This is a genomic window from Cycloclasticus sp., assembly GCF_019090545.1.
Classification (GTDB): Bacteria; Pseudomonadota; Gammaproteobacteria; order Methylococcales; family Cycloclasticaceae; genus Cycloclasticus; species Cycloclasticus pugetii.
On record NZ_JAHRVT010000010.1, the window covers coordinates 1 to 21,929 of the forward strand.

20 protein-coding genes are annotated in these 21,929 nt (G+C 44.4%); 16 read left to right on the forward strand and 4 right to left on the reverse strand.

Features of this window, described 5'->3' with window-relative positions; genetic code table 11:
* Positions 1 to 38 precede the first annotated feature (38 nt).
* A complete protein-coding gene (locus KUG63_RS02365) occupies positions 39 to 239 on the forward strand; it encodes a cold-shock protein (protein WP_015005410.1) in 201 nt (66 codons plus the stop codon).
* Positions 240 to 353: 114 nt separating this feature from the next.
* The gene (locus KUG63_RS02370; protein ID WP_287553906.1) at positions 354 to 1,304 is read left to right on the forward strand and encodes an AEC family transporter; all 951 of its coding nucleotides are present in this window, start codon (positions 354 to 356) and stop codon (positions 1,302 to 1,304) included.
* Here the strand turns inward: KUG63_RS02370 and tatB are convergent.
* Positions 1,273 to 1,602 carry a Sec-independent protein translocase protein TatB gene (gene tatB / locus KUG63_RS02375; RefSeq protein ID WP_020161890.1) on the reverse strand — a complete coding sequence of 110 codons (330 nt, stop codon included), beginning with the start codon at positions 1,600 to 1,602 and terminating at the stop codon, positions 1,273 to 1,275. The two genes, KUG63_RS02370 and tatB, sit on opposite strands and share 32 nt — an antisense overlap.
* Positions 1,603 to 1,892: 290 nt before the next feature.
* Between tatB and iscA the strand changes: the two genes are divergently transcribed.
* From iscA to der, 8 genes are all read left to right on the forward strand, one after another.
* A complete protein-coding gene (iscA, locus tag KUG63_RS02380) occupies positions 1,893 to 2,222 on the forward strand; it encodes an iron-sulfur cluster assembly protein IscA (RefSeq protein ID WP_287553909.1) in 330 nt (109 codons plus the stop codon).
* Positions 2,223 to 2,399: 177 nt separating this feature from the next.
* Positions 2,400 to 2,831, forward strand: a complete 432-nt coding sequence (gene ndk / locus KUG63_RS02385) for a nucleoside-diphosphate kinase (protein ID WP_015005414.1) — start codon at positions 2,400 to 2,402, stop codon at positions 2,829 to 2,831.
* A 6-nt stretch (positions 2,832 to 2,837) separates the two neighbouring features.
* Complete coding sequence (rlmN, locus tag KUG63_RS02390; protein WP_287553910.1) at positions 2,838 to 3,917, forward strand: 23S rRNA (adenine(2503)-C(2))-methyltransferase RlmN; 1,080 nt, start codon at positions 2,838 to 2,840, stop codon at positions 3,915 to 3,917.
* The gene (pilW, locus tag KUG63_RS02395) at positions 3,914 to 4,693 is read left to right on the forward strand and encodes a type IV pilus biogenesis/stability protein PilW (protein WP_020161891.1); all 780 of its coding nucleotides are present in this window, start codon (positions 3,914 to 3,916) and stop codon (positions 4,691 to 4,693) included. The genes rlmN and pilW overlap by 4 nt, the downstream gene beginning before the upstream one ends.
* 16 nt (positions 4,694 to 4,709) lie before the next feature.
* The gene (gene hisS, locus KUG63_RS02400; RefSeq protein WP_277642031.1) at positions 4,710 to 5,975 is read left to right on the forward strand and encodes a histidine--tRNA ligase; all 1,266 of its coding nucleotides are present in this window, start codon (positions 4,710 to 4,712) and stop codon (positions 5,973 to 5,975) included.
* A gap of 10 nt (positions 5,976 to 5,985) precedes the next feature.
* Complete coding sequence (locus KUG63_RS02405) at positions 5,986 to 6,675, forward strand: YfgM family protein (protein ID WP_287553912.1); 690 nt, start codon at positions 5,986 to 5,988, stop codon at positions 6,673 to 6,675.
* Positions 6,672 to 7,898 carry an outer membrane protein assembly factor BamB gene (gene bamB, locus KUG63_RS02410; protein ID WP_015005419.1) on the forward strand — a complete coding sequence of 409 codons (1,227 nt, stop codon included), beginning with the start codon at positions 6,672 to 6,674 and terminating at the stop codon, positions 7,896 to 7,898. The genes KUG63_RS02405 and bamB overlap by 4 nt, the downstream gene beginning before the upstream one ends.
* Positions 7,899 to 7,901: 3 nt before the next feature.
* A complete protein-coding gene (gene der / locus KUG63_RS02415) occupies positions 7,902 to 9,308 on the forward strand; it encodes a ribosome biogenesis GTPase Der (RefSeq protein ID WP_287553914.1) in 1,407 nt (468 codons plus the stop codon).
* An 11-nt stretch (positions 9,309 to 9,319) separates the two neighbouring features.
* Here the strand turns inward: der and KUG63_RS02420 are convergent, their stop codons facing one another.
* Genes KUG63_RS02420 through xseA form a run of 3 tightly spaced genes read right to left on the reverse strand, consistent with a single transcriptional unit; the run spans position 9,320 to position 11,764 of the window.
* Positions 9,320 to 9,580, reverse strand: coding sequence for a hypothetical protein (locus KUG63_RS02420; protein WP_015005421.1), 261 nt, complete (start codon positions 9,578 to 9,580; stop codon positions 9,320 to 9,322).
* 8 nt (positions 9,581 to 9,588) lie between these two features.
* The gene (locus tag KUG63_RS02425; protein WP_020932896.1) at positions 9,589 to 10,431 is read right to left on the reverse strand and encodes a peptidoglycan DD-metalloendopeptidase family protein; all 843 of its coding nucleotides are present in this window, start codon (positions 10,429 to 10,431) and stop codon (positions 9,589 to 9,591) included.
* A complete protein-coding gene (xseA, locus tag KUG63_RS02430) occupies positions 10,418 to 11,764 on the reverse strand; it encodes an exodeoxyribonuclease VII large subunit (protein ID WP_015005423.1) in 1,347 nt (448 codons plus the stop codon). The genes KUG63_RS02425 and xseA overlap by 14 nt, the downstream gene beginning before the upstream one ends.
* An 85-nt stretch (positions 11,765 to 11,849) precedes the next feature.
* On the opposite strand from xseA, the gene guaB reads away from it, so the two are divergent.
* The 6 genes from guaB (at position 11,850) to KUG63_RS02460 (ending at position 21,929) form a co-directional block, all read left to right on the forward strand.
* A complete protein-coding gene (gene guaB / locus KUG63_RS02435; RefSeq protein WP_015005424.1) occupies positions 11,850 to 13,316 on the forward strand; it encodes an IMP dehydrogenase in 1,467 nt (488 codons plus the stop codon).
* 14 nt (positions 13,317 to 13,330) lie between these two features.
* Complete coding sequence (gene guaA, locus KUG63_RS02440) at positions 13,331 to 14,920, forward strand: glutamine-hydrolyzing GMP synthase (RefSeq protein ID WP_020932895.1); 1,590 nt, start codon at positions 13,331 to 13,333, stop codon at positions 14,918 to 14,920.
* A gap of 371 nt (positions 14,921 to 15,291) precedes the next feature.
* The gene (locus KUG63_RS02445; RefSeq protein WP_016389743.1) at positions 15,292 to 16,395 is read left to right on the forward strand and encodes an HlyD family secretion protein; all 1,104 of its coding nucleotides are present in this window, start codon (positions 15,292 to 15,294) and stop codon (positions 16,393 to 16,395) included.
* A complete protein-coding gene (rbbA, locus tag KUG63_RS02450) occupies positions 16,392 to 19,181 on the forward strand; it encodes a ribosome-associated ATPase/putative transporter RbbA (RefSeq protein WP_020932894.1) in 2,790 nt (929 codons plus the stop codon). Before KUG63_RS02445 ends, rbbA begins: the two co-directional genes overlap by 4 nt.
* 3 nt (positions 19,182 to 19,184) lie before the next feature.
* Positions 19,185 to 20,306 (forward strand): ABC transporter permease, encoded by a 1,122-nt coding sequence (locus KUG63_RS02455; protein ID WP_287553916.1) that lies wholly within the window; start codon positions 19,185 to 19,187, stop codon positions 20,304 to 20,306.
* A gap of 111 nt (positions 20,307 to 20,417) precedes the next feature.
* On the forward strand, positions 20,418 to 21,929 hold the full coding sequence (locus KUG63_RS02460) for a diguanylate cyclase domain-containing protein (RefSeq protein WP_020161896.1): 1,512 nt from the start codon (positions 20,418 to 20,420) through the stop codon (positions 21,927 to 21,929).

Here is a 21,929-nt window from a genome sequence, read left to right on the forward strand (position 1 = left end):
GTAACATTTTTTAATTTTAATTTTATTGAGGTATTATCATGGCAACAGGAACAGTTAAGTGGTTCAACGAATCTAAAGGCTTCGGCTTTATTACTCCAGAAGATGGCAGCAAAGATGTATTCGTACATTTCTCAGCTATCGCTAGCGAAGGTTTTCGTACATTAAACGAAGGTCAGCAAGTGAACTTCGACGTAGAGAATGGCCCTAAAGGCCCACAAGCTGTAAACGTAACAGCTTAAGTTTCTATTCGTATGAAAAAGCCTCGCTTAATGCGGGGCTTTTTTTTGTCTACACACTTTGTAGGTGTTTTTTAAGGTATGATTGATTTGAGGTATATTTAAGGGTTAGAGGTAATGGCTGATATATTTGATCAAGTTAATGCGGCACTGCTACCAAGTGCATTTATTATATTAATGGGTGTTTTGCTGAGGTATTGGGAGCCTGCGGGTCTTACATTACATGAAACTCGGCGTGTCATCAGTACCTTGGTGATTAATCTGTTTTACCCGGCACTTATTTTTTCTGTTATTCCTAATGTGACCCTATCGGGAGACATTTTTAGTGCTCCGATGGTATCAAATGTAGGTATTGTTGTTGGCATGCTTGCGTGTTGGGTTTTCTACCCTTGGTTAAAACGTCAAGGTTTGGGTAAACCTGAACTGGGCGCGTTAATGTTGGTTTGTGGTTTAGGGAATATTATTTCTCTGGGAGTGCCGTTACTACAGGCGATGCAAGGTGACGAGGCCGCAAGGTTCGCTATTTATGTCGATATTATGGTCATTACACCAATGTTGTGGATTGTTGGTTTGTGGATAGCGATAGAATGGGGTGATAATAACGAGCAAAAGCAAACTCCGTTAAGGTTTATTAAATCATTATTAAGCCTGCCGCCCATATGGGCCTTTGTTGTTGCAATTTTGATGAATATTTATGACATTAGTTTGCCGCTGTTTCTTCAAAAGGGCACCACGATGCTGGGAAATATTACGATGTCGGGTATGTTGTTGGTCGTGGGGATGTCGCTCTCATTTGGTAGCCTAAGGAAGCACAAAGGCATTGCTATTTTGGCGTCAGCAGTAAAGCTACTTGTCGTCCCAGCGGTCGTTTACTTTACAGCAAATGCAACCATGACAGATGTTAAAACAATACATGCGACGGTCTTGGTAGCAGCTACGCCGTCGATGATGGCAACAATGATTTTAAGCGAGCGTTATGGTTTGAATACGGAGCTATTGTCTACTGTATTAGTGGCAAGTACGGCATTATTTTTTATTACTTTGCCGATTTGGTTGGTGGTGCTGTAGGTTTTTTTTCGCTAGGGTCTTTGAGTTGATTTTGTAATTCATCCAGAGATGATTCAACCTCTTTAATGGGGGCGGAAATACTGTTATCGAGGGTGTTTTTAGCACGTTCCACGGATTGTTTTAATTCTTCGACACGAATTTGTTCGTCAATTTCATATTTAACTGTTTTTACCATACCGCGTGCCTTACCGAGCCATAAGCCTGTGGTACGTGCTACACGTGGAAGCTTCTCTGGGCCTATGACCAGTAGTGCGATAATACCAATGAGGCAGATTTCAAAAAAACCGATATCAAACATGCTTTTTAGTGTTAAGAGTGGCTGTTTATTAGAAGAGTTATAGGGGCAGTATAAGATAAACAACAGAGGTTAACCAAGAGTCATCAATCTTAGGTGATAGATTTCCCTTAAAAAAATGATCATGTAGAATGCTGTCTAATGAAAGAATTAGCTTTAATGGGCTTATTGATAGGTTGCTATATAGTGTAAGCCGTATCGTTGAATGCCTTATTATGAGTTGTCGGTAAAGGAACCTATTTGTAGTTATAAACTCAAAGGGGTGGTAAGTATTTATTAATATTGAGGAAAATATGTCTGTTACATTAACTGAAAACGCTGCAATGCAAGTGCAGGATCAATTGAATAAACGGGGTAAAGGGTTGGGCTTACGATTGGGTGTTCGTGAGTCTGGTTGCTCGGGTTACTCTTATGTCATTGATTTTGCAGATGAAGTTGAGTCTGAGGATACTGTTTTCGAAATGCATGGTGTTAAAGTCATCATCAATGAAGACTCGTTGAGTTTTTTAGATGGGATGGAGTTGGATTTTGCAAGGGAAGGTATTAATTCTGCCTTCAAGTTCAATAACCCAAATGTGAAAGATGCGTGTGGCTGCGGTGAAAGTTTTACCGTTGAGCCATAATTTTTTTCCTGTGCATAATTTAGTCTTCGTGATAGTTTTTACGGCTTATTAGCTGATTGCTAGAAAGGGCCGTAATCTGTAGACTACACACATTGTGACAGTTCGCTGTCAGATAACCTAATACCGTGAATTTACACGGGTTTTTCTAAAATTAATTTTTATTGTTGGAGTGATACTATGGCGCTTGAGCGTACTTTTTCTATTGTAAAACCGGATGCAGTTGCAAAAAATGTAATTGGACAAATTTATGCTCGCTTTGAAGAAGCGGGATTAAAAATTGTAGCGTCTAAAATGTTGCAACTTTCTCGTGAGCAAGCAGAAGGCTTCTATGCTGTGCATAAAGAGCGTCCTTTTTATAATGACTTGGTTTCATTTATGATCTCTGGCCCTGTCATGGTTCAAGTGCTTGAGGGTGAAAATGCTATTTTGAAAAACCGTGAAGTGATGGGTGCAACAAACCCAGCTGAAGCCGAAGCAGGTACTATTCGTAAAGACTTTGCAGATAGCATTGATGAAAATGCAGTTCATGGCTCAGATGCGCCTGAAACAGCGGCTGAAGAAATTAAGTTCTTCTTTAATGATGATGAACTGTGCGAACGTCTTCGTTAAACACTGATGAACTCAAAACAAAACTTGTTGAATTTAGATCGTAAGGGTCTGGAAACATTTTTTACTGAAATAGGTGAAAAACCATTTCGTGCGAAACAAGTTTTGAAATGGATTCATCAAGAAGGCATTTCTGATTTTGAGTTAATGACGAATATCAGCAAGGGGTTGCGAACACGCCTTGCTGATATTGCTGAGGTACGCGTACCTGAGATAGTCTTCGAACAAAAATCTGATGATGGAACCTATAAATGGGTGCTTGAGTTAGATGGGCAAAACCGTATCGAAACAGTTTTTATTCCTGAAGAAGGTCGCGGTACCTTATGCGTGTCATCGCAAGTAGGTTGTGCGCTTGAGTGCACTTTTTGCTCTACGGCGACACAAGGTTTCAATCGTAACTTATCTGTTGCTGAAATTATTGGGCAGGTATGGGTGGCGGTTAAGGCGCTAAAAGGTAAAGCCAATCTAACAAATGTTGTGATGATGGGAATGGGCGAGCCGCTACTTAACTTCAACAATACCGTTACGGCCTTACACTTAATGATGGACGATTTTGCATACGGCTTAGCCAAACGTCGTGTCACAGTCAGCACCTCTGGTGTTGTGCCAGCGATGTATCGTTTGGCCGAAGTGAGTGATGCGAGCCTGGCAGTTTCTCTTCATGCGCCGAACGACGAATTAAGAAACGAATTAGTACCAATTAATAAAAAATATCCAATTGCTGAGTTGTTAGAAGCCTGTAAGTATTATATTAAAGGCGAAAAACGCCGAAAAATAACCTTTGAATACGTGATGTTAAGCGGCGTAAATGATTCGGTTGAGCAAGCGCATGAATTAAAGCGCTTATTGGCTGATGTGCCGTCCAAAGTGAATTTGATTCCTTTTAACCCCTTTCCTAATACACACTACAAACGCTCTAGTAATAATGCGATCCACCGGTTTACCAATGTCTTGAAAGAGGCTGGACTGATAACAACAACACGTAAAACACGTGGAGACGATATTGATGCTGCTTGTGGGCAATTGGTTGGCAAGGTGAAAGATAAAACAAAACGACAGCTAAAGAACCAGAGGGTAACCGCGGTATGAATAAATGGATTATTCAAATAATAATGCTGTGTTTTTTGGCTACCCTTGTAGCTTGCCAGCCGCAACACGTTAAAGAAAATAGCGCCTCATCTATCCAAGGCACAGAAAAAAGCCCTGCTGATGTTTATGTATCCCTTGGTGTGGAATATATGAAAAGAGGGATGAATGAAGTGGCGTTAGAAAAACTAAAGAAGGCAATAGATGTTGACCCTTTTTCCAGTAACGCACATAACGTTCTAGCCGTACTCTACGACCGTTTAGGCGAAAAATCATTAGCCGGTGAACATTATAAAAAAGCAGTGACTCTAAGCCCAAGGAACTCAAGTGCACAAAATAATTATGCACGCTATCTATGTAGCATGAATGAATTTGAGTTGGCAGATCAACACTTTAATATAGCAGTTAAAAATCCATTGTATCGGTCTGCGGTGGCGGCGTTAACGAACGCAGGAACGTGTGCATGGAAAGCGGGGCAATTAGATAAAGCAGAAAGCTATTATCGTACGGCCTTACAGCGAAATAACCGTTCGGCTGTGACATTATTACAAATGGCCAAATTAAAATTTGAAATGCAGAACTACTTATCCGTACGGGCTTATCTGCAGCGCTTTAAAGAAGTAAGCAAGCATACACCAGCCTCTTTATGGTTAGGTATTCAAGCAGAAGATAAGCTGGGCGATAGCGATAGTGTTGCCAGTTATATTCTTCAATTAAAACGACTTTATCCAGACTCGCACGAAATGGGCTTGTTAGAAAAAAGTAAGTTCAACCGTTAACAATAACACAAGGCCAATGAGTAAAAAGTTACAAGCCATTCGTGGTATGCATGATATTTTGCCCGATAAAACACCATTGTGGCAGCGATTAGAAAAAGCGATGTCAACAGTGTGTCAACAATACGGTTATTCAGAAATACGCATGCCGTTAGTTGAAAGTACGGATTTGTTTTGTCGCTCGATCGGTGAAGTGACCGATATCGTTGAAAAAGAAATGTACACATTCGATGATCGCAATGGAGACTCACTGAGCTTGCGGCCAGAAGGAACAGCAAGTTGCGTAAGAGCTGGTTTAGAGCATGGTTTGTTTTATAACCAAGTTCAACGTTTATGGTATCAAGGCCCTATGTTTCGTCATGAACGTCCGCAAAAAGGGCGTTATCGACAGTTTCATCAAATTGGTATTGAATGTTTTGGTATGTCGGGCGCAGAGATTGAAGCTGAAGTCATTCTTATGTCGTATAGACTCTGGAAAAACCTTGGTTTAGCAAGCGAATTAACCTTAGAGATTAATACATTGGGTACGCTCGAAGAGCGGACAGCCTATAAAGATATTTTGGTGGCGTACTTTAAGCAACATTTAGAACAATTAGATGAAGATAGCACACGTCGATTAGCCACGAACCCACTGCGCATATTGGACAGCAAAAACCCAGCCATGCAAACATTAATCGAATCAGCGCCACAATTAATAGATTCTTTAGGTGAGCAGTCCACGCAACATTTTGAAACGTTGCAAGGCTATTTGATGGATGCAGGTATTCGATTTAAACATAACCCACGGTTGGTTCGAGGTTTAGATTATTATTCACACACGGTGTTTGAATGGACCACTACATCACTAGGTGCACAAGGAACTGTTTGTGCTGGTGGTCGTTACGACGGTTTGATCGACCAACTGGGTGGTAAGCAAACCCCTGCTGTTGGTTTGGCAATGGGCGTTGAACGTTTGGTACTGCTGTTGGAGCAGCGTGAATGGCCTGAAGCAACACCCTTGGCTTATATCGTTTATCAAGGTGAGCCGGCTAGAAAAGAAGCGATACAATTGGCTGAACGTTTACGGGATCAATTGCCAGAAGAAGGCATTGTTCTTCATTGTGGCAATGGTAGCTTAAAAAGTCAGTTTAAAAAGGCAGACAAGGTTGGTGCCAAGTTCGCGCTCATTCTAGGTGAAGCAGAAATTGAAGAAAATAAAGTGAGTATTAAGTTTTTACGTGACAGACAAGAACAACAACAAGTGCCGAATAATCAAATAGACGCATTTTTAAAAAATAACAGTTAAAACGGAAAAGATGATGGACACTTATCAAACAGAAGAAGAACAGGTTGAACGGATCAAAAAATGGTGGGCAGATAACTCTCGTTCACTTATTGCTGGAGTCGTGTTGGGTTTAATAGGCCTTTTTGGTTGGCAAAGTTGGCAGGGCCAGCAGCAAAACCATGCGCTGGAAGCTTCAGATGCCTACCAGCAATTGGCCCAATCAATGGAAAGTTCAACGTTTGAAGCGGCAATTGTCTTGGCTGAAGAAATTGATAAAACCTATAGCGATACACCTTATGCAGCGTTGGCTGGCTTGCAAAAAGCCAAAGCACAACTTGAAACTGGTGATCGTAAAGCGGCAGTTGAATCACTAGAAAAAGTGGCTGATTTGGATGGCAATAAAGCCCTTCAACATATTGCGCGTATACGTGCGTTTAGAATTAGACTGGCTGATGGTGATGCGAATGGCGTTGTGAGTGATCTTGAATCAGTGATTTCGGGAGAAAACGGGATTAACCCAGGACAATTTATTGGCCAATACGAGGCATTAAAAGGTGATGCATATCGCCAGTTGGGTAATGTAGAAAAAGCTAGATCTGGCTATATGGCAGCATTGAGAAACGCAACATTAGATAGCCAGTTGATCCAGTTAAAACTGGATGATCTAGGACCGCCGACTATTGTTGACGGTACAGAAACTGTACAAGAGATAGAAAAATGAGTCGGTTAAGCCTAGTTATTTTGCTGCTTTTTTTAGCAGGTTGTGCGGGAATCGTAGAAAAAACCAAATCGGCCGGTAAGAGCTTGGAAAGTGGCATTATCGATATGATGAGCACATCCGAAGAAGATGAGTCTGCACCTCCACGTGAATTGGCTGAAATTGTTGAGGAAGTTAGCCTTACACCTGTCTGGCAGCAAAAAGCAAGTGAAGGCAAAGGCTCTAAATACCTGAAGCTTGAAATGGTCGTGTCAGATGGCAAGCTTTTCGTAGCGGATTTAAAAGGCAAGGTCCTTGCAATAGATCAAATGACGGGTGAACTAATATGGGAAGTCAAAACTGAACTTCCGATCTCAGGTGGCTTAGAGGTGGGTTATGAACATGTCTTCTTTGGCACCACAGATGCTGATGTTGTTGCACTAAAATTAAATGATGGTGATACAGCATGGACTTCACAAGTCTCTAGTGAAGTATTGTCAACACCGAGGTTTTCAGATGGGCTTCTTGTGGTTCGTAGTGTTGATGGCGCAGTGAATACACTGGATGCTGCAAACGGTGAAGAGCGTTGGTCGTATATTCGCGATGTACCAGCATTAAGTTTACGTGGTACCAGTTCTCCGGTTGTTAAAAGTGGAGGTGTTATCTGTGGCTATGCTAATGGTAAATTGGTGGTGTTGCGATTAAAAGATGGTCTGCAGATCTGGGAAACAAGTGTTGCCGTAGCGAGAGGCCGTGGTGCACTATCACGGATGGTAGATGTGGATTCAGATCCATTAGCAGGAGAGCGTTATATTTATGCAGCCACCTTCAATGGCGGGGTTGTAGCCGTTGATGTAAGGTCTGGCCAAATTGTGTGGCGTCGCTCAGAAATGTCGTCATATAAGAAAATGATTGCAGACTGGGTGTCCATTTATGTTGTTGATGTGAATAACCACCTATGGTCTGCTGACCAAAATGATGGCAGCATTAATTGGCTACAGGATAGTTTAGAGCACCGCCAATTAACACCCCTTACTCAAGCTGGAGATTATTTGTTAACGGCTGATTACGAAGGCTATCTTCATGTGATAAATAGCACGGATGGCGCGTTGGTTGGACGTTTAAGAGTGAGTGATGTCGCGATTTCTACAGCGCCTATTATTGATGATGGCTTGATTTATGTGCAAGACATAGAAGGTGTTATAACGGCCTTACGAATGGACACTCTGTCGGTCACGGAAGAGTAAACGATGCTACCTGTTATTGCCTTAGTTGGCCGACCTAATGTCGGTAAATCAACATTATTTAATTACTTAACGCGTACACGTGATGCATTAGTTGCTGATTACCCAGGGCTTACCCGTGATCGACAATATGGGTTAGTAAAACGTGCAGATATCAAATCTCTAGTGGTTGATACGGGTGGAATTACGGCAACTGCAGACGGCATTGATGGCGTTGCTGTAGAGCAGGTCGAGCGAGCACTTGAAGAAGCTGATGTGGTTTTATTTTTGGTTGATACGCGCCATGGTATTCACCCTATTGATGAAGAAATAGGGCAAAATTTACGAAAACTTGGCAAACAAATCGTACTTGTTGCAAATAAAACTGATGGTTTAGATGTTAATACACATATCGCAGAATTTCATAAAATGGGCTTCGATAAACCATGGCCGATTGCAGCAACACATGGGCGAGGTGTGGTTGAGCTCTTAAGACATGTATCAAACATTTTGCCGAAAATAGAGTCATTTGATGACACATTGGCAGGAGAAGGAATCAGGGTTGCTGTCATTGGGCGACCTAATGTAGGCAAATCGACACTGATTAATCGCTTGCTGGGTGAGGAGCGGGTCGTCGTTTTTGATCAGCCCGGCACTACGCGTGATAGTGTTTTTATCCCTTTTGAACGTGATGGCAAACAATATACATTGATTGATACGGCTGGTGTTCGTCGTCGTTCAAAAGTATCAGAAGCCGTTGAGAAATTTAGCATTGTGCAAACACTACGTGCAATTGATGACACGCACGTGGTCATTTACATGATTGATGCGAGTGAAGGGGTGACCGATCAGGATGCGAGTTTGCTCGGAATGGTACTGGAATCAGGACGAGCATTGGTTATTGGTTTAAATAAATGGGATGGCTTGTCGGAAGATCAACGAGAAAAAGTGAAGCGTCAAATTGATGTGAAATTAAGTTTTCTTGAGTATGCGGAACGTTACTTTATTTCTGCGTTGCATGGCAGTGGTGTCGGTAAGTTATTTGAATCAATTGGGGCGTTATATCGATCTGCGATGATTGATATGTCAACACCACGGTTAACCGAAATTCTTGAAAATGCGATCAAAGCTCACCAACCCCCATTGGTAGGTGGTCGTCGGATTAAACTGAAATTTGCACACCAAGGTGGGCAAAACCCACCTGTCATCATCATTCATGGTAACCAAACGGTGTCGGTTCCTGGTAGTTATAAGCGATATTTAATGAATGCCTTTAGAGAAAAGCTAGGGTTAGTGGGAACACCGGTAAGGATAGAGTTTAAATCGCCGGATAATCCTTATGCTAAAAAAACAAGGAAGTCGGCGACAAATATCGAAAAAGGCAAAGTCAGTAAATTAAAAGAGAAAAGAAAAAGCAAACCTAAACATCGATAACTAAACCCTTCTTAGGCCGTAGGGTCACTCGCTTTTTCCTGAATTTTAATACCCTGGCCTTCGTGTTTGAGGTTTAAAAGCTCAGGATATTTTTTAGTACGTTTCTTTAAGCTGTGCCGAATTGAACGAATGAGGTACCTGGTGTTAGTGTCCCAAGGTAAGTCAAATTCATTTTTACAGTGTGTGCAGGTAAAAGTGGCTGTTTCACCATCATGGATAATAGTGGTGATTGTCCAATGGTCGCATTTAGTGCAAAGGTCTTTGATATGCATAGTGATGATTACTTGTTTTTGCTAAGTTTGTGTATATGGTCGCTAATAAAAAATGCAGGGTCAACCTTGCTTTTATTAAGATAAATATTCCAATGCAAGTGGGCACCTGTTACTCGACCGGTGGTGCCAATTTCGGCTATTTTTTGCCCTTGTTTAACAGTGTCTCCTGTGCTGACAAAGGTTTTGTTTAAATGGAAGTAGCCGCTAATCAACCCCTGTCCATGATCAACCAATACTGTGTTGCCGTTAAAAAAATAATCCCCGACGTCTAGAATAGTGCCTGCAGCTGGTGAGGTAACAGGGGTGCCCGTAGGCGCTGCGATATCTAAGCCGCTATGTGGTTTTCTCGGTTGATTATTAAAAAAACGTTTTAAGCCAAACGGACTGCTGAGTCGGCCATGCGTTGGTAAGCTAAACTCAACTTGTGGGGGCGTGTCAGACCAAGTAGATAAGGCTTTAGAGAGCGTTTTTTTCTCGCGATTGATACGCTCCATATCCATTTTATTTGGGTTGATCATGCGTTTATTTTTGGGCGTTTTTTTTAAAGTAATGTATTGAGCTGGGTAGGTTTTATCGCTAACTTCAAATGTCGTGACTTGAGCCGTTTGTTGATCTAGCAATTTATGAGTGCCAGGTTTTGCTGACAAGGGAATTCCAACAATAGCCACCCATTGATTATTTTTAAGTAGGGTTAACACTTTATTATTTTGATAATAGAGGGCCGGCTGTGTTTGAGACTTCAGTGGAATAACGGCAATACCACCGGGTACGGGATGATGTTGAGGGAAAGCGTGCGCCGTTTGCATAAACAAAAGGCTAATAGCGAGTACATAAGCGTTAAGTGTTTTCATGGATACTTTCTATATTGGTTTTCAATACCCCATTCGTTAATTGAATATTGATTTTTTCACCTAAAACAACCTGATGAATATTTTTCACGATTGTACCATCAGCCTCACGCTTGCTGATGCTATAGCCTCGCGCTAAAGTAGCTAAGGGGCTGAGTGTCTCAAGCCCTTTGTTACAGTCGGTAAAACGTAAGCGTGCTTGTTGTAAGTTCAGTTGTATTGGTTTAGGTAAGCGTTGTTGAAGACGTATTAGCCGTTGTTCTAAAGCGTGTGCCTGATGACTAGGGTTATTGTTTAAGAGGCGGGCGCGTAGTTCGGATAGGCGGAGTTTTCGCTGTTGTAAAACACGTTGAGGTGTTTGCATTAAACGAGCATGGTAATCATCTAAGCGCTGGGCATGAGCTTGCAATTGTGCGCCTGGGTGGGAACGCTTTAATCGGTGGTGGAGGTGATTTAAGGTTTGTTTTTTATCTGATAAATGACTCGATAATGTATTTGTTAACTGCTTAGCTAAATAATTAAAATGACTCAGCCATTGGTGTTGGTCAGGGCTGACCCGTTCGGCTGCTGCGGAGGGTGTGGCGGCGCGATGATCCGCAACAAAGTCAGCGATGGTAAAGTCTACTTCATGACCAATGGCGCTAATAATCGGTATAGATGAGTGATAAATTGCTCGTGCAACAATTTCTTCATTAAAGGCCCATAAATCCTCTAATGAACCACCGCCACGAGCGAGAATAAGAACGTCACAATCTTTACGCTCATTAGCCAACTTGATGGCACTTACAATTTCGTTTTTAGCACCATCGCCTTGCACGGTAACGGGGTAAATCAGCACAGGTAAGGCGGGGAAACGGTTATTTAATACGGTTAAAATATCATGAATAGCCGCCCCGCTGGATGAGGTGATAACGCCGACTTTTTTGGCTAATTCAGGCAGTGGTTTTTTATGTTGCTCATCATAAAGCCCTTCGAGTGACAGTTTGTTTTTTAACATCTCAAACTGTTGTCGAAGAGCGCCTTCGCCAGCAGCTTCCATGTGTTCAGCAATTAACTGGAAATTTCCACGAGCCTCATAAAGGCTAACCCGAGCTTTTAAGGTAATGCGCATGCCATTGTCTGGTTTGAAACCTACTTTGCGAAGTTGGGCGCGAAACATGGCACATTGCACTTGGGCTTTATCGTCTTTTAAGGTGAAGTAAATATGCCCGGACACAGGACGAGATAAGTTAGATATTTCACCTTCGATGCAGAGTGTTAAAAATGTTCCCTCAAGCAAAATTCGTGTTTCCCGACACAACTCGGAGACGGTATAAATGTGTGTATTGTCGCGCATAATGTCGGAAAGCTATCTATTAGATGATTATTAACGGAGCATACCTTATAATGAGCTGCTTTTTCTACGACAAGCCCGAGATAATATGCGATTCGAACAAGAAGCTTTAACATTTGATGATGTTTTGTTGGTGCCAGCTCATTCTACGGTACTTCCTCGTGATGTCAGCCTGACAACACAGCTTACACGTGGCATTTCTCTAAATATTCCTATTCTATCTGCCGCGATGGATACAGTAACTGAGGCTCGTTTAGCCATTGCGTTGGCTCAAGAAGGCGGCATCGGCATTATTCATAAAAACATGACGGTTAAGCAGCAAGCGCTAGAGGTAATGAAGGTGAAGCGTTTTGAAAGTGGTGTTGTTAAAGACCCGATTACTGTTACGTCCGATACGACCATTCGAGATGTTATTGCAATAACCCGTCAACACAATATTTCAGGTGTTCCAGTTGTTAATGGCACAGACCTTGTGGGTATTGTAACCAGCCGTGATTTACGTTTTGAAACGCACCTAGATGGCTTAATTGAATCAGCGATGACGCCTAAAGAAAAGCTGGTTACTGTTCAAGAAGGGGCGAGTAAAGAAGAGGTCATTGGTCTGTTGCATAAACACCGTATTGAAAAAGTGTTGGTGGTGAATAAAAACTTCAAACTTTGCGGCATGATTACCGTTAAGGATATTCAAAAAGCTAAGGACTATCCGAAAGCATGTAAGGATAACCAAGAACGTCTTCGCGTTGGGGCAGCCGTTGGAACGGGGCATGGAACAGAAGAACGCATTGAAGCTCTAGTTGATGCTGGGGTTGATGTGGTTATTGTTGATACTGCCCATGGGCATTCTCAGGGCGTTTTAGATCGTGTTTCGTGGGTAAAAAAGAATTACCCCGATTTGCAAGTTATTGGTGGCAACATTGCTACCGCTGATGCAGCCTTAGCATTGGCAGATGCGGGTGCCGATGCGGTTAAAGTAGGTATTGGTCCAGGGTCTATTTGTACCACACGTATCGTTGCCGGTGTTGGTGTGCCACAAATTACAGCAGTTGATAATGCTGTTCAGGCATTGAAAGGAATGGGTATTCCCGTTATATCTGATGGAGGCGTACGCTACTCTGGCGATGTGGCAAAAATTATTGCTGCTGGCGCCAGCTCGGTAATGTTAGGTAGCCTACTTGCAGGTACAGAAGAAGCACCGGGCGAAGTGGAGTTATTTCAAGGCCGTTCCTACAAAAGCTATCGCGGTATGGGCTCATTAGGAGCGATGTCTCAACAAGAAGGGTCAAGTGATCGTTATTTCCAAGAAAGTAGTGATACTGAAAAGCTAGTGCCAGAAGGTATTGAAGGTCGCGTGGCTTATAAAGGCAGCATGGTCAGTATTGTACATCAGCTTATTGGCGGCTTACGCTCTAGTATGGGGTATACCGGCTGTGAAAGCATTGAAGAGATGCGGCATAAAGCAAAATTTGTTCGAGTTACCAGTGCTGGCATGCGTGAAAGCCATGTCCACGATGTGACGATTACCAAAGAAGCACCAAATTATCGTGTTGAACGATAATAAAGAGGTTTAGTTTGAATACACAGCAACACGAAGATATCCATTCTCATAAAATTCTAATTTTAGATTTTGGTTCGCAATACACACAATTAATTGCTCGACGCATACGCGAAATAGGTGTGTATTGTGAAATTTATCCATACGATGTTGAATCGCAATCGATTCGCGATTTTAAGGCGAATGGCATCATTTTGTCAGGTGGCCCCGAAACTGTTACAAATGGTGATGCGCCCCAAGCGCCCAGCATTGTTTTTGAATTATCTGTGCCTGTCTTAGGTATTTGTTATGGCATGCAGACAATGGCGGCTCAAATGGGTGGTCGTGTTGAGGCATCTGAGGTTAAAGAATTCGGTTATGCCAGTATTCGAGCACGTGGACATACAGAGTTATTAAGAGATATTGAAGATCATACCACGCCAGAGGGTTATGGCATGTTGGATGTGTGGATGAGCCACGGCGACAAAGTGGTTGAGCTGCCTGAAGGTTTCAAATTGATGGCAAGCACCGAAAGCGCTCCTATCGCAGGTATGGCTGATGAGGATAAACATTTTTACGGCCTACAGTTTCACCCGGAAGTAACGCATACAAAACAAGGAGGGCGAATTTTAAGTCGCTTTGTTTTGGATATTTGTCAGTGTGAGGCATTGTGGACGTCAAAAAACATTATTGACAGTAGTATTGAATCTGTTCGCGAACAAGTTGGTAACGAACAAGTGGTGTTAGGTTTATCGGGTGGTGTTGACTCTTCTGTTGTTGCTGCGTTATTGCATAAGGCGATTGGTCAACAGCTGATCTGTGTATTTGTTGATACGGGTTTGCTTCGTTTAAACGAAGGGGATCAAGTAATGGCCATGTTTGCTGAACACATGGGGGTTAATGTTATACGTGTTAATGCCGAACAACGCTACCTTGATAAATTAAAAGGTGTTTCTGACCCTGAAGAGAAAAGAATTATTATTGGTAATCTATTTGTTGAAATTTTTGATGAAGAATCAGCAAAGTTAACCAATGCAAAATGGTTGGCCCAAGGCACCATTTACCCGGATGTTATTGAGTCAGCAGGGGCTAAAACAGGTAAGGCGCATCTTATCAAGTCACACCATAATGTAGGTGGCTTACCAAAAGACATGAAGTTAAAGCTGGTTGAACCTTTACGTGAGCTTTTTAAAGATGAAGTTCGGCAAATTGGGGTGGAGCTTGGCTTACCATCGGATATGGTCTATCGTCACCCGTTTCCCGGTCCAGGCCTTGGCGTAAGAATATTAGGTGAAGTAAAAAAAGAATACGCAGATTTATTGCGTCTGGCCGATGACATCTTTATTAGCGAATTATATAAACACGACTTGTATCATAAAACTAGTCAGGCATTTGCGGTGTTTTTACCGGTTAAATCAGTGGGTGTTACTGGTGATGGTCGGCGCTATGAATATGTTATTGCATTACGTGCAGTTGAAACGATCGACTTTATGACAGCGCGTTGGGCGCAGCTTCCTTATGACTTTTTAGGACATGTGTCGAACCGTATTATTAATGAAATATCAGGTATTTCCCGTGTTACCTACGATATTTCAGGAAAGCCACCTGCCACGATAGAGTGGGAATAACTCCAGAAAACAGGTAACAGGCTGAATGAGTTTAAAATATTCAGCTTGTTACCTTTACTTCTTGTGCTATTAAGCTGTGTTAGGCAAATTCTTTCAACACTATAATTCGTGATACTCTTGCCCTTAAGTTAGGGGGTGAATAATGCCTATGCCGTGTCAAAAGTGCTATGTAGGGCACAAAAAATCGACAACTCCCTAATATTATTTAAAGCGTGTGGCAAAAAAATGCTATTTTGACCATAGCTACACCCTCATTGTATTGAACAGCACTACATAAGCGAGGGTTGGCAGAAAGCTTTATATATGCAGGCCTTTATGGAAGCTATGTGAAGTAACGCCAACATGCCACAAGATCAGCAGGAGTTTTAAAGATGAGTAATAAGTCCAGCCATAAACCAAGCTTGAAATGGCCCGTAAGAGTAAGAATTTTGCAGGCCCTCGTTGTTACGGTTGTTATTGGCCTAGCTGCTTGGCTGTGGTGGCTTGCACAAGCAAAGGGTTTGCCAGAAGGTTTTGCTGCAGGTAATGGGCGGATCGAAGCGGTAGAGATAGACGTTGCGGCTAAGACCGCAGGTCGGGTCAAGGATATTTTGGCTAACGAAGGTGATTTTGTCCAAGCTGGGCAGCAACTGGCAAGGATGGATGTGGCGGTTCTAGAGGCGCAACTGCGCGAGGAAGAAGCGCAACTGAGACGTGCACTTATCGGCATTGAAACCGCACAAAGCCATGTAACCCAGCGTGAAGCTGAGAAGCGGGCAAACGAAGCATTGATTGCTCAGAGGAAGGCTGAGCTTGATGCCGCGAAGAAACGCCTTATCCGTTCGCAAGAGTTAGTATTGAAAGGGGCTGGGCCTGTATCACAGCAAGATGATGACCGCGCCGCTTTTCAGGCCGCGAAGGCCGCCGTAAGTGCTGCTGAGGCTCAGGCGGCTGCCGCACAAGCTGCTATAGGGCGAGCTAAATCTGATGTTATTGGAGCAGAAGCTTCTGTGGAAGCGGTACGAGCGGGCATCCAGCGCATTCAAGCAGATATCGAAGACAGCGTCCTGAAGTCGCCGCGTGATGGCCGTATCCAATACCGTGTTGCACAGCCGGGCGAGGTGCTTTCTCCGGGGGGCGTGGTGCTGAACATGGTCGATCTAGCAGATGTTTATATGACTTTCTTTTTACCGACCGAGCAAGCTGGACGTGTCGCTTTAGGTGCCGAGGCTAGGCTCGTACTAGATGCAGCTTTGCAATATGTTGTCCCAGCCAAGATTTCCTTTGTTGCCGATGTGGCGCAGTTCACTCCCAAGGCAGTAGAAACGGAAGAAGAGCGTCAGAAGCTAATGTTCAGAATTAAGGCGCAGATTGACCCGCAACTGCTCAGGAAACATCTTTACCAAGTCAAAACCGGCCTTCCCGGTATGGCTTATGTACGGCTCGATTCGCAGGCAGGCTGGCCCCCTGAGCTGCAAGTCAAGCTGCCAAAATGAATCAAAATAACAGCGAAAAGACGAATAAGCACGATCAGTTAGCTATACCGGTTGCCCGCTTGCAAGCCGTCACCTTACGATACAAGAAGGCGCATGCGCTTGACGGCATTAACCTTGATATTCCAGCCGGTTGTATGGCTGGGTTGATTGGCCCAGATGGAGTTGGTAAATCGAGCTTGTTGGCGCTGATTGCCGGCGCTCGCGCAGTTCAAGATGGTAAGGTCGAGGTACTTAGCGGTGATATGGCGAATGCGCGCCACCGACGAAGCGTGGGGCCGCGGGTTGCTTATATGCCACAGGGCCTGGGGCGCAACCTCTATGCGACACTGTCAGTACGTGAGAACCTCGACTTCTTTGGTCGTCTGTTTGGGCATGACGGTGACGAAAGGGCGCGTCGAATCGAGGCGTTAACCGAAGCCACAGGGTTAAAGTCGTTTCTCGATAGAGCGGCAGGTAAACTTTCAGGTGGAATGAAGCAGAAGTTAGGCCTTTGTTGTGCATTGATTCACGACCCGGATCTCCTGATTCTTGACGAGCCGACTACCGGTGTCGATCCGCTCTCACGACGCCAGTTCTGGGAGTTGATTGACAGAATCCGTTTCTCTCGCCCCGGCATGAGTGTGCTAGTGGCAACCGCCTATATGGAGGAGGCAGCTCGCTTCGACTGGTTAGCCGCGATGTATGGTGGCCAGGTATTGGCTTGTGATAGCCCCGAAGGCTTGTTACAGGGTCAAGGAGTGGATTCGTTAGAGGCGGCATTTATCCAGTTGTTGCCAGAAGACAAACGACGAAACTATCGTGCTGTGGACATACCACCGCGACTGAAAGATGGTGCGGATACTGCGATTGAGGCGCAAGATTTGACCATGCGATTTGGTGACTTTACTGCGGTAGACCATGTCAACCTGCGTGTCCCACGAGGTGAGATTTTCGGCTTCCTAGGTTCGAATGGTTGCGGCAAGACCACGACCATGAAGATGTTGACAGGTCTTTTACCGCCGAGCGAAGGCCGGGCTTGGCTGTTTGGACAAGAGGTGGACCCACACGATCTTGCAACGCGCCGCCGCGTTGGTTATATGTCACAGTTCTTTTCGCTGTACACGGAGCTGACGGTACGACAGAACTTAGCGCTGCATGCCCGGCTGTTTCATGTGCCCGCCGCTGATATTTCGCGACGTGTGGAAGACATGATTGAGCGTTTTGACCTAGCCACCGTAGTGGATAGTTTGCCGGGTGGATTGCCTGTTGGTCTTAGGCAACGTTTATCGCTAGCGGTGGCGATGATCCACAAGCCAGAAATGTTAATCCTCGATGAGCCGACTTCGGGCGTCGACCCAGTTGCGCGCGATGCTTTTTGGCGTATGTTGGTTGAGCTGTCGCGTGATGATGGTGTGACTATTTTTATTTCTACCCATTTTATGAACGAAGCTGAACGTTGTGACCGTATTTCGCTGATGCATGCGGGTCAGGTGCTGGTAACTGACACGCCTGATGCTTTGATCAGGCAGCGGGGAGTGGAGACATTGGAAGAGGCGTTTGTGGCGCATTTAGAAGAAGCATCGGAGACAGAAACTGCTGAAAAACAAGCAGATGAGAGAGCATCGCTCGATTCAATAAATGCCTCGACAGCTCACGTTGAGTCGAAGGGTTGGCGGCGCTGGTTCGACTCTCGACGGATGATCAGTTATGCCCGACGAGAAGGGTTGGAGCTGCGCCGTGATCCGATACGGCTGACCTTAGCATTGGTCGGTAGCGTGATATTAATGTTCGTGATGGGCTACGGCATCAGCCTAGACGTGGAGGACCTTACGTTTGCGGTGCTAGATCGAGATCAGACGGCGATGAGTCGCGACTATACACTTAATCTTGCTGGCTCACGCTACTTCATTGAGCAAGCACCGATTACCAATGTTGCCGATTTGGATCGGCGAATGCGCGAAGGCGATATCAGTTTGGCCATTGAAATTCCGCAGGGCTTCGCGCGCGACATCGCCAGGGGGCGACAGGTCGAGATTGGTGCCTGGATTGATGGCGCGATGCCATCACGAGGTGAGACTACTCGAGGTTATGTGCAAGGGATTCATGCCCAGTGGCTCGCGACCAAGGCGCGTGAAGCCGGCTACGCTGAGGCTTTGGCAGGTCTCGTTAATATTGAGACTCGGTTCCGTTATAACCCAGATGTTAAAAGCCTAGTTGCTATGGTGCCGGCTGTTATTCCGCTTTTGTTGATGTTGATTCCGGCGATGCTCGCGGCGCTCAGCGTGGTCCGGGAGAAGGAGCTTGGCTCGATTACCAATTTTTATGTTACCCCAACAACGCGGCTCGAATTTCTGCTGGGTAAGCAGCTGCCTTATGTGATGCTATCTTTTTTGAGTTTTTTATTGCTGACACTGCTTGCGGTGACTGTTTTCGGTGTGCCGCTGAAGGGTAGCTTTCTGACCTTAGCAATAGGGGCACTGCTTTATGTTGGTTGTGCAACTGCGGTGGGTTTGCTGATCTCTACTTTCATGCGCAGCCAGATTGCGGCAATCTTCGGTACTGCAGTATTGACCATCCTGCCAGCAGCCAATTTTTCGGGCATGATTGATCCAGTGTCATCTTTAGAAGGAATGGGGCGGATGATTGGTGAGGTTTACCCAACGACTCATTTTTTAACAATCGCACGGGGTACTTTCTCAAAGGCGTTGAACTTTTCCGACCTGCATGCGTCTTTCCTTCCGTTGGTATTGGCTGTGCCGGTGTTGATCGGCTTGTCTGCCGTAATGCTTAAGAAGCAGGAGCGATAGTCCATGCGTCTTGCTAATATTTTCCACATTGGTGTTAAGGAGTTGCGCAGTGTCGTGCGTGATCCGATTATGCTTGTGTTGATCGTTTATGCCTTTACCGTTTCAGTTTACACGGCCGCTACGGCCATGCCGGAGAGTCTCAACAAGGCGCCGATTGCGGTTGTAAACGAGGATCGCTCTCCGCTGTCATGGCGTATTGTTAGTGCTTTTTACCCACCGTATTTTGTTCCGCCTGACGTGATTGATCAAGCACAGATGGATGCTCGCATGGATGCTGGCCTTGACACCTTTGCACTGGATATTCCGCCGAACTTTCAACGTGATGTGCTAGCGGGGCGGCGGCCAACGATTCAGCTTAATGTTGATGCCACGCGGATGAGCCAAGCCTTTACCGGTAGCCGATATATACAAACCATCGTTGCTGACGAAGTACAGACCTTTGCGCAGCGCTACCGTGAGGTGCCTGAGTTGCCGGTCGACTTGGCGCTACGGGCGCGATTCAATCCCCAGCTTAATAAGTCGTGGTTTGGTGCGATTATGCAGGTCATCAACAACGTGACGATGTTGTCTATTGTTCTTACTGGCGCGGCGCTGATTCGCGAACGCGAGCACGGCACCGTCGAGCACCTGCTGGTAATGCCGGTTACGCCTTTTGAGATTATGACCAGCAAGGTCTGGGCAATGGGGCTGGTTGTACTTGTTGCTACCGCCTTTGCATTAACCGCGGTTGTGCAAGGCTGGCTGTCGGTGCCGATTCAAGGCTCACTGGGGTTATTCCTAGTTGGCGCGGCATTGCATTTGTTTGCGACTACCTCAATGGGTATTTTCCTCGGCACTGTCGCCCGTTCGATGCCACAGTTTGCTCTGCTACTGATGTCGGTGTTACTGCCGTTGCAGATGCTCTCCGGTGGCTCGACGCCGCGCGAGAGCATGCCGGAGCTAGTTCAATTGGTCATGTTTGCTGCACCGAATACACACTTTGTGATGCTTGCTCAGGCGATTCTCTATCGTGGCGCTGGTTTTGCCGCTGTCTGGCCGCAATTTCTTGCCATTACGGCGATCGGAGTCGTGCTGTTTTCACTTTCGCTATCACGCTTTCGGCGTACTATTAGTAGCATGGCATAAGAAGATTCTCTGGGCGATGAGTGAATGAGAGTAACGGCCTAACTGCTCGATTTACATAAAACTGGTAGCATTTATAGTGGTTATGTTAGTGATGTGGTAGGTTAGTTACATATGAATCAAACGCTCCTAAAGTACAAGTTAGTGTTGCTTCCATTAGTGTTGGTCATGCTTTTAGATTTTGCGTTGTTGGCGATTAACTACTATGTTACTGCTCAAATTGAAGTATCTGCTAAGAACATCAATATCGCGGGTCGACAGCGGATGTTATCGCAGAAAATTATAAAGTTAGCGTCTCTTATTCATAATTCATCGCAGCATCAGACAGTTCCTCTGGGTGATATGGATAAACTGGCTAAAGCAGTTGCCTTATTTGATGAAACATTAAATGCTTTTAGTGAAGGTGGTACGGCTACAGCGGCTTCAGGTGAGGTCATATTTATTGACAAGCTGGTTGATGAAGATGCTAGAGAACGCTTATTTGACGCTCAGTATATTTGGCGACCATTGCATGAGGAATTAAGCTATTTTCTATCATCTCAAGCAGTTTCAGCATCATTTTCCCACCAGATGATGAAGGACTTGGCTAAGCATGATGAAGAACTATTGAGCTTGATGAATGAACTAACCATTAGTTTAGAAGAAGAGGCTAAGGCTGAGACATTTTTTTTAAGAAGTATTCAAACAGCGACAGTTTTACTTATTTTTGTTTGCTTTTGTATTGCTACAATAAGACTTATTCGTAGAGAAGACTATTACGATAATCTGATGGAAAAAACGACAGATATTGTGATTGGGGTTGATGTTAAAACAGCGCTGACCACTTTTGTTAGTGGGTCTGTGGTTGAATTACTTGGCTTCAACCAACAACATTACCTTTTAAAGCCAGCGAGTTTGTTTTTTGTAAAAGAATCGAAAGCTGTTTTTTCGGAAATATTGGAGGCAGTTGATAAGACAGGCCGTTTACCTACTAGTCGGTGTGAGGTGCGATTGCTAAAAAGTGATGATAGTATTTTAGTCGCAGACATTGTGATGCAAACCGCGTTGAGTGAGAACGGCAAAAATGTAGAAGTTACGGCTGCCATTAGAGATATATCGGAAAGGAAAGCAGCTGAAGCCATTCTTATTGAGCAAGCACATAAAGACGAGTTAACGGGATTGCCCAATCGTATTGTGTTTTATGAGTTGGCGGAACATGCGCTTAGTATTGCGCAAAGAAATAAAACGAGACTGGCGATACTGTATATCGATTTAGATCAATTTAAACCTATTAACGATACCTATGGGCACGGTGTTGGCGATACGGTGTTGCAAACAACGGCGAATCGAATTGCTGCTTGCATTAGGAAATCTGACAGTGTTTTTCGTATTGGTGGCGATGAATTTATTGTGTTACTTGAAGGGCAAGTGGATGATGAGGGGGTAAGGAGTCTTGCCGAGAATATTATTCAATCAGTTTCTAACAGCATAATGGTCAACGGTGATAGTTGTCAGATTGGTGCCAGTATTGGCGTTGCATTTTATCCAGACGATGGCGCAGATATTGATGTGTTAACACAAAAGGCAGATAAAGCGATGTATACAGTGAAACATTCAGGACGAAACAATGTGGCCTTTGCTGAATAA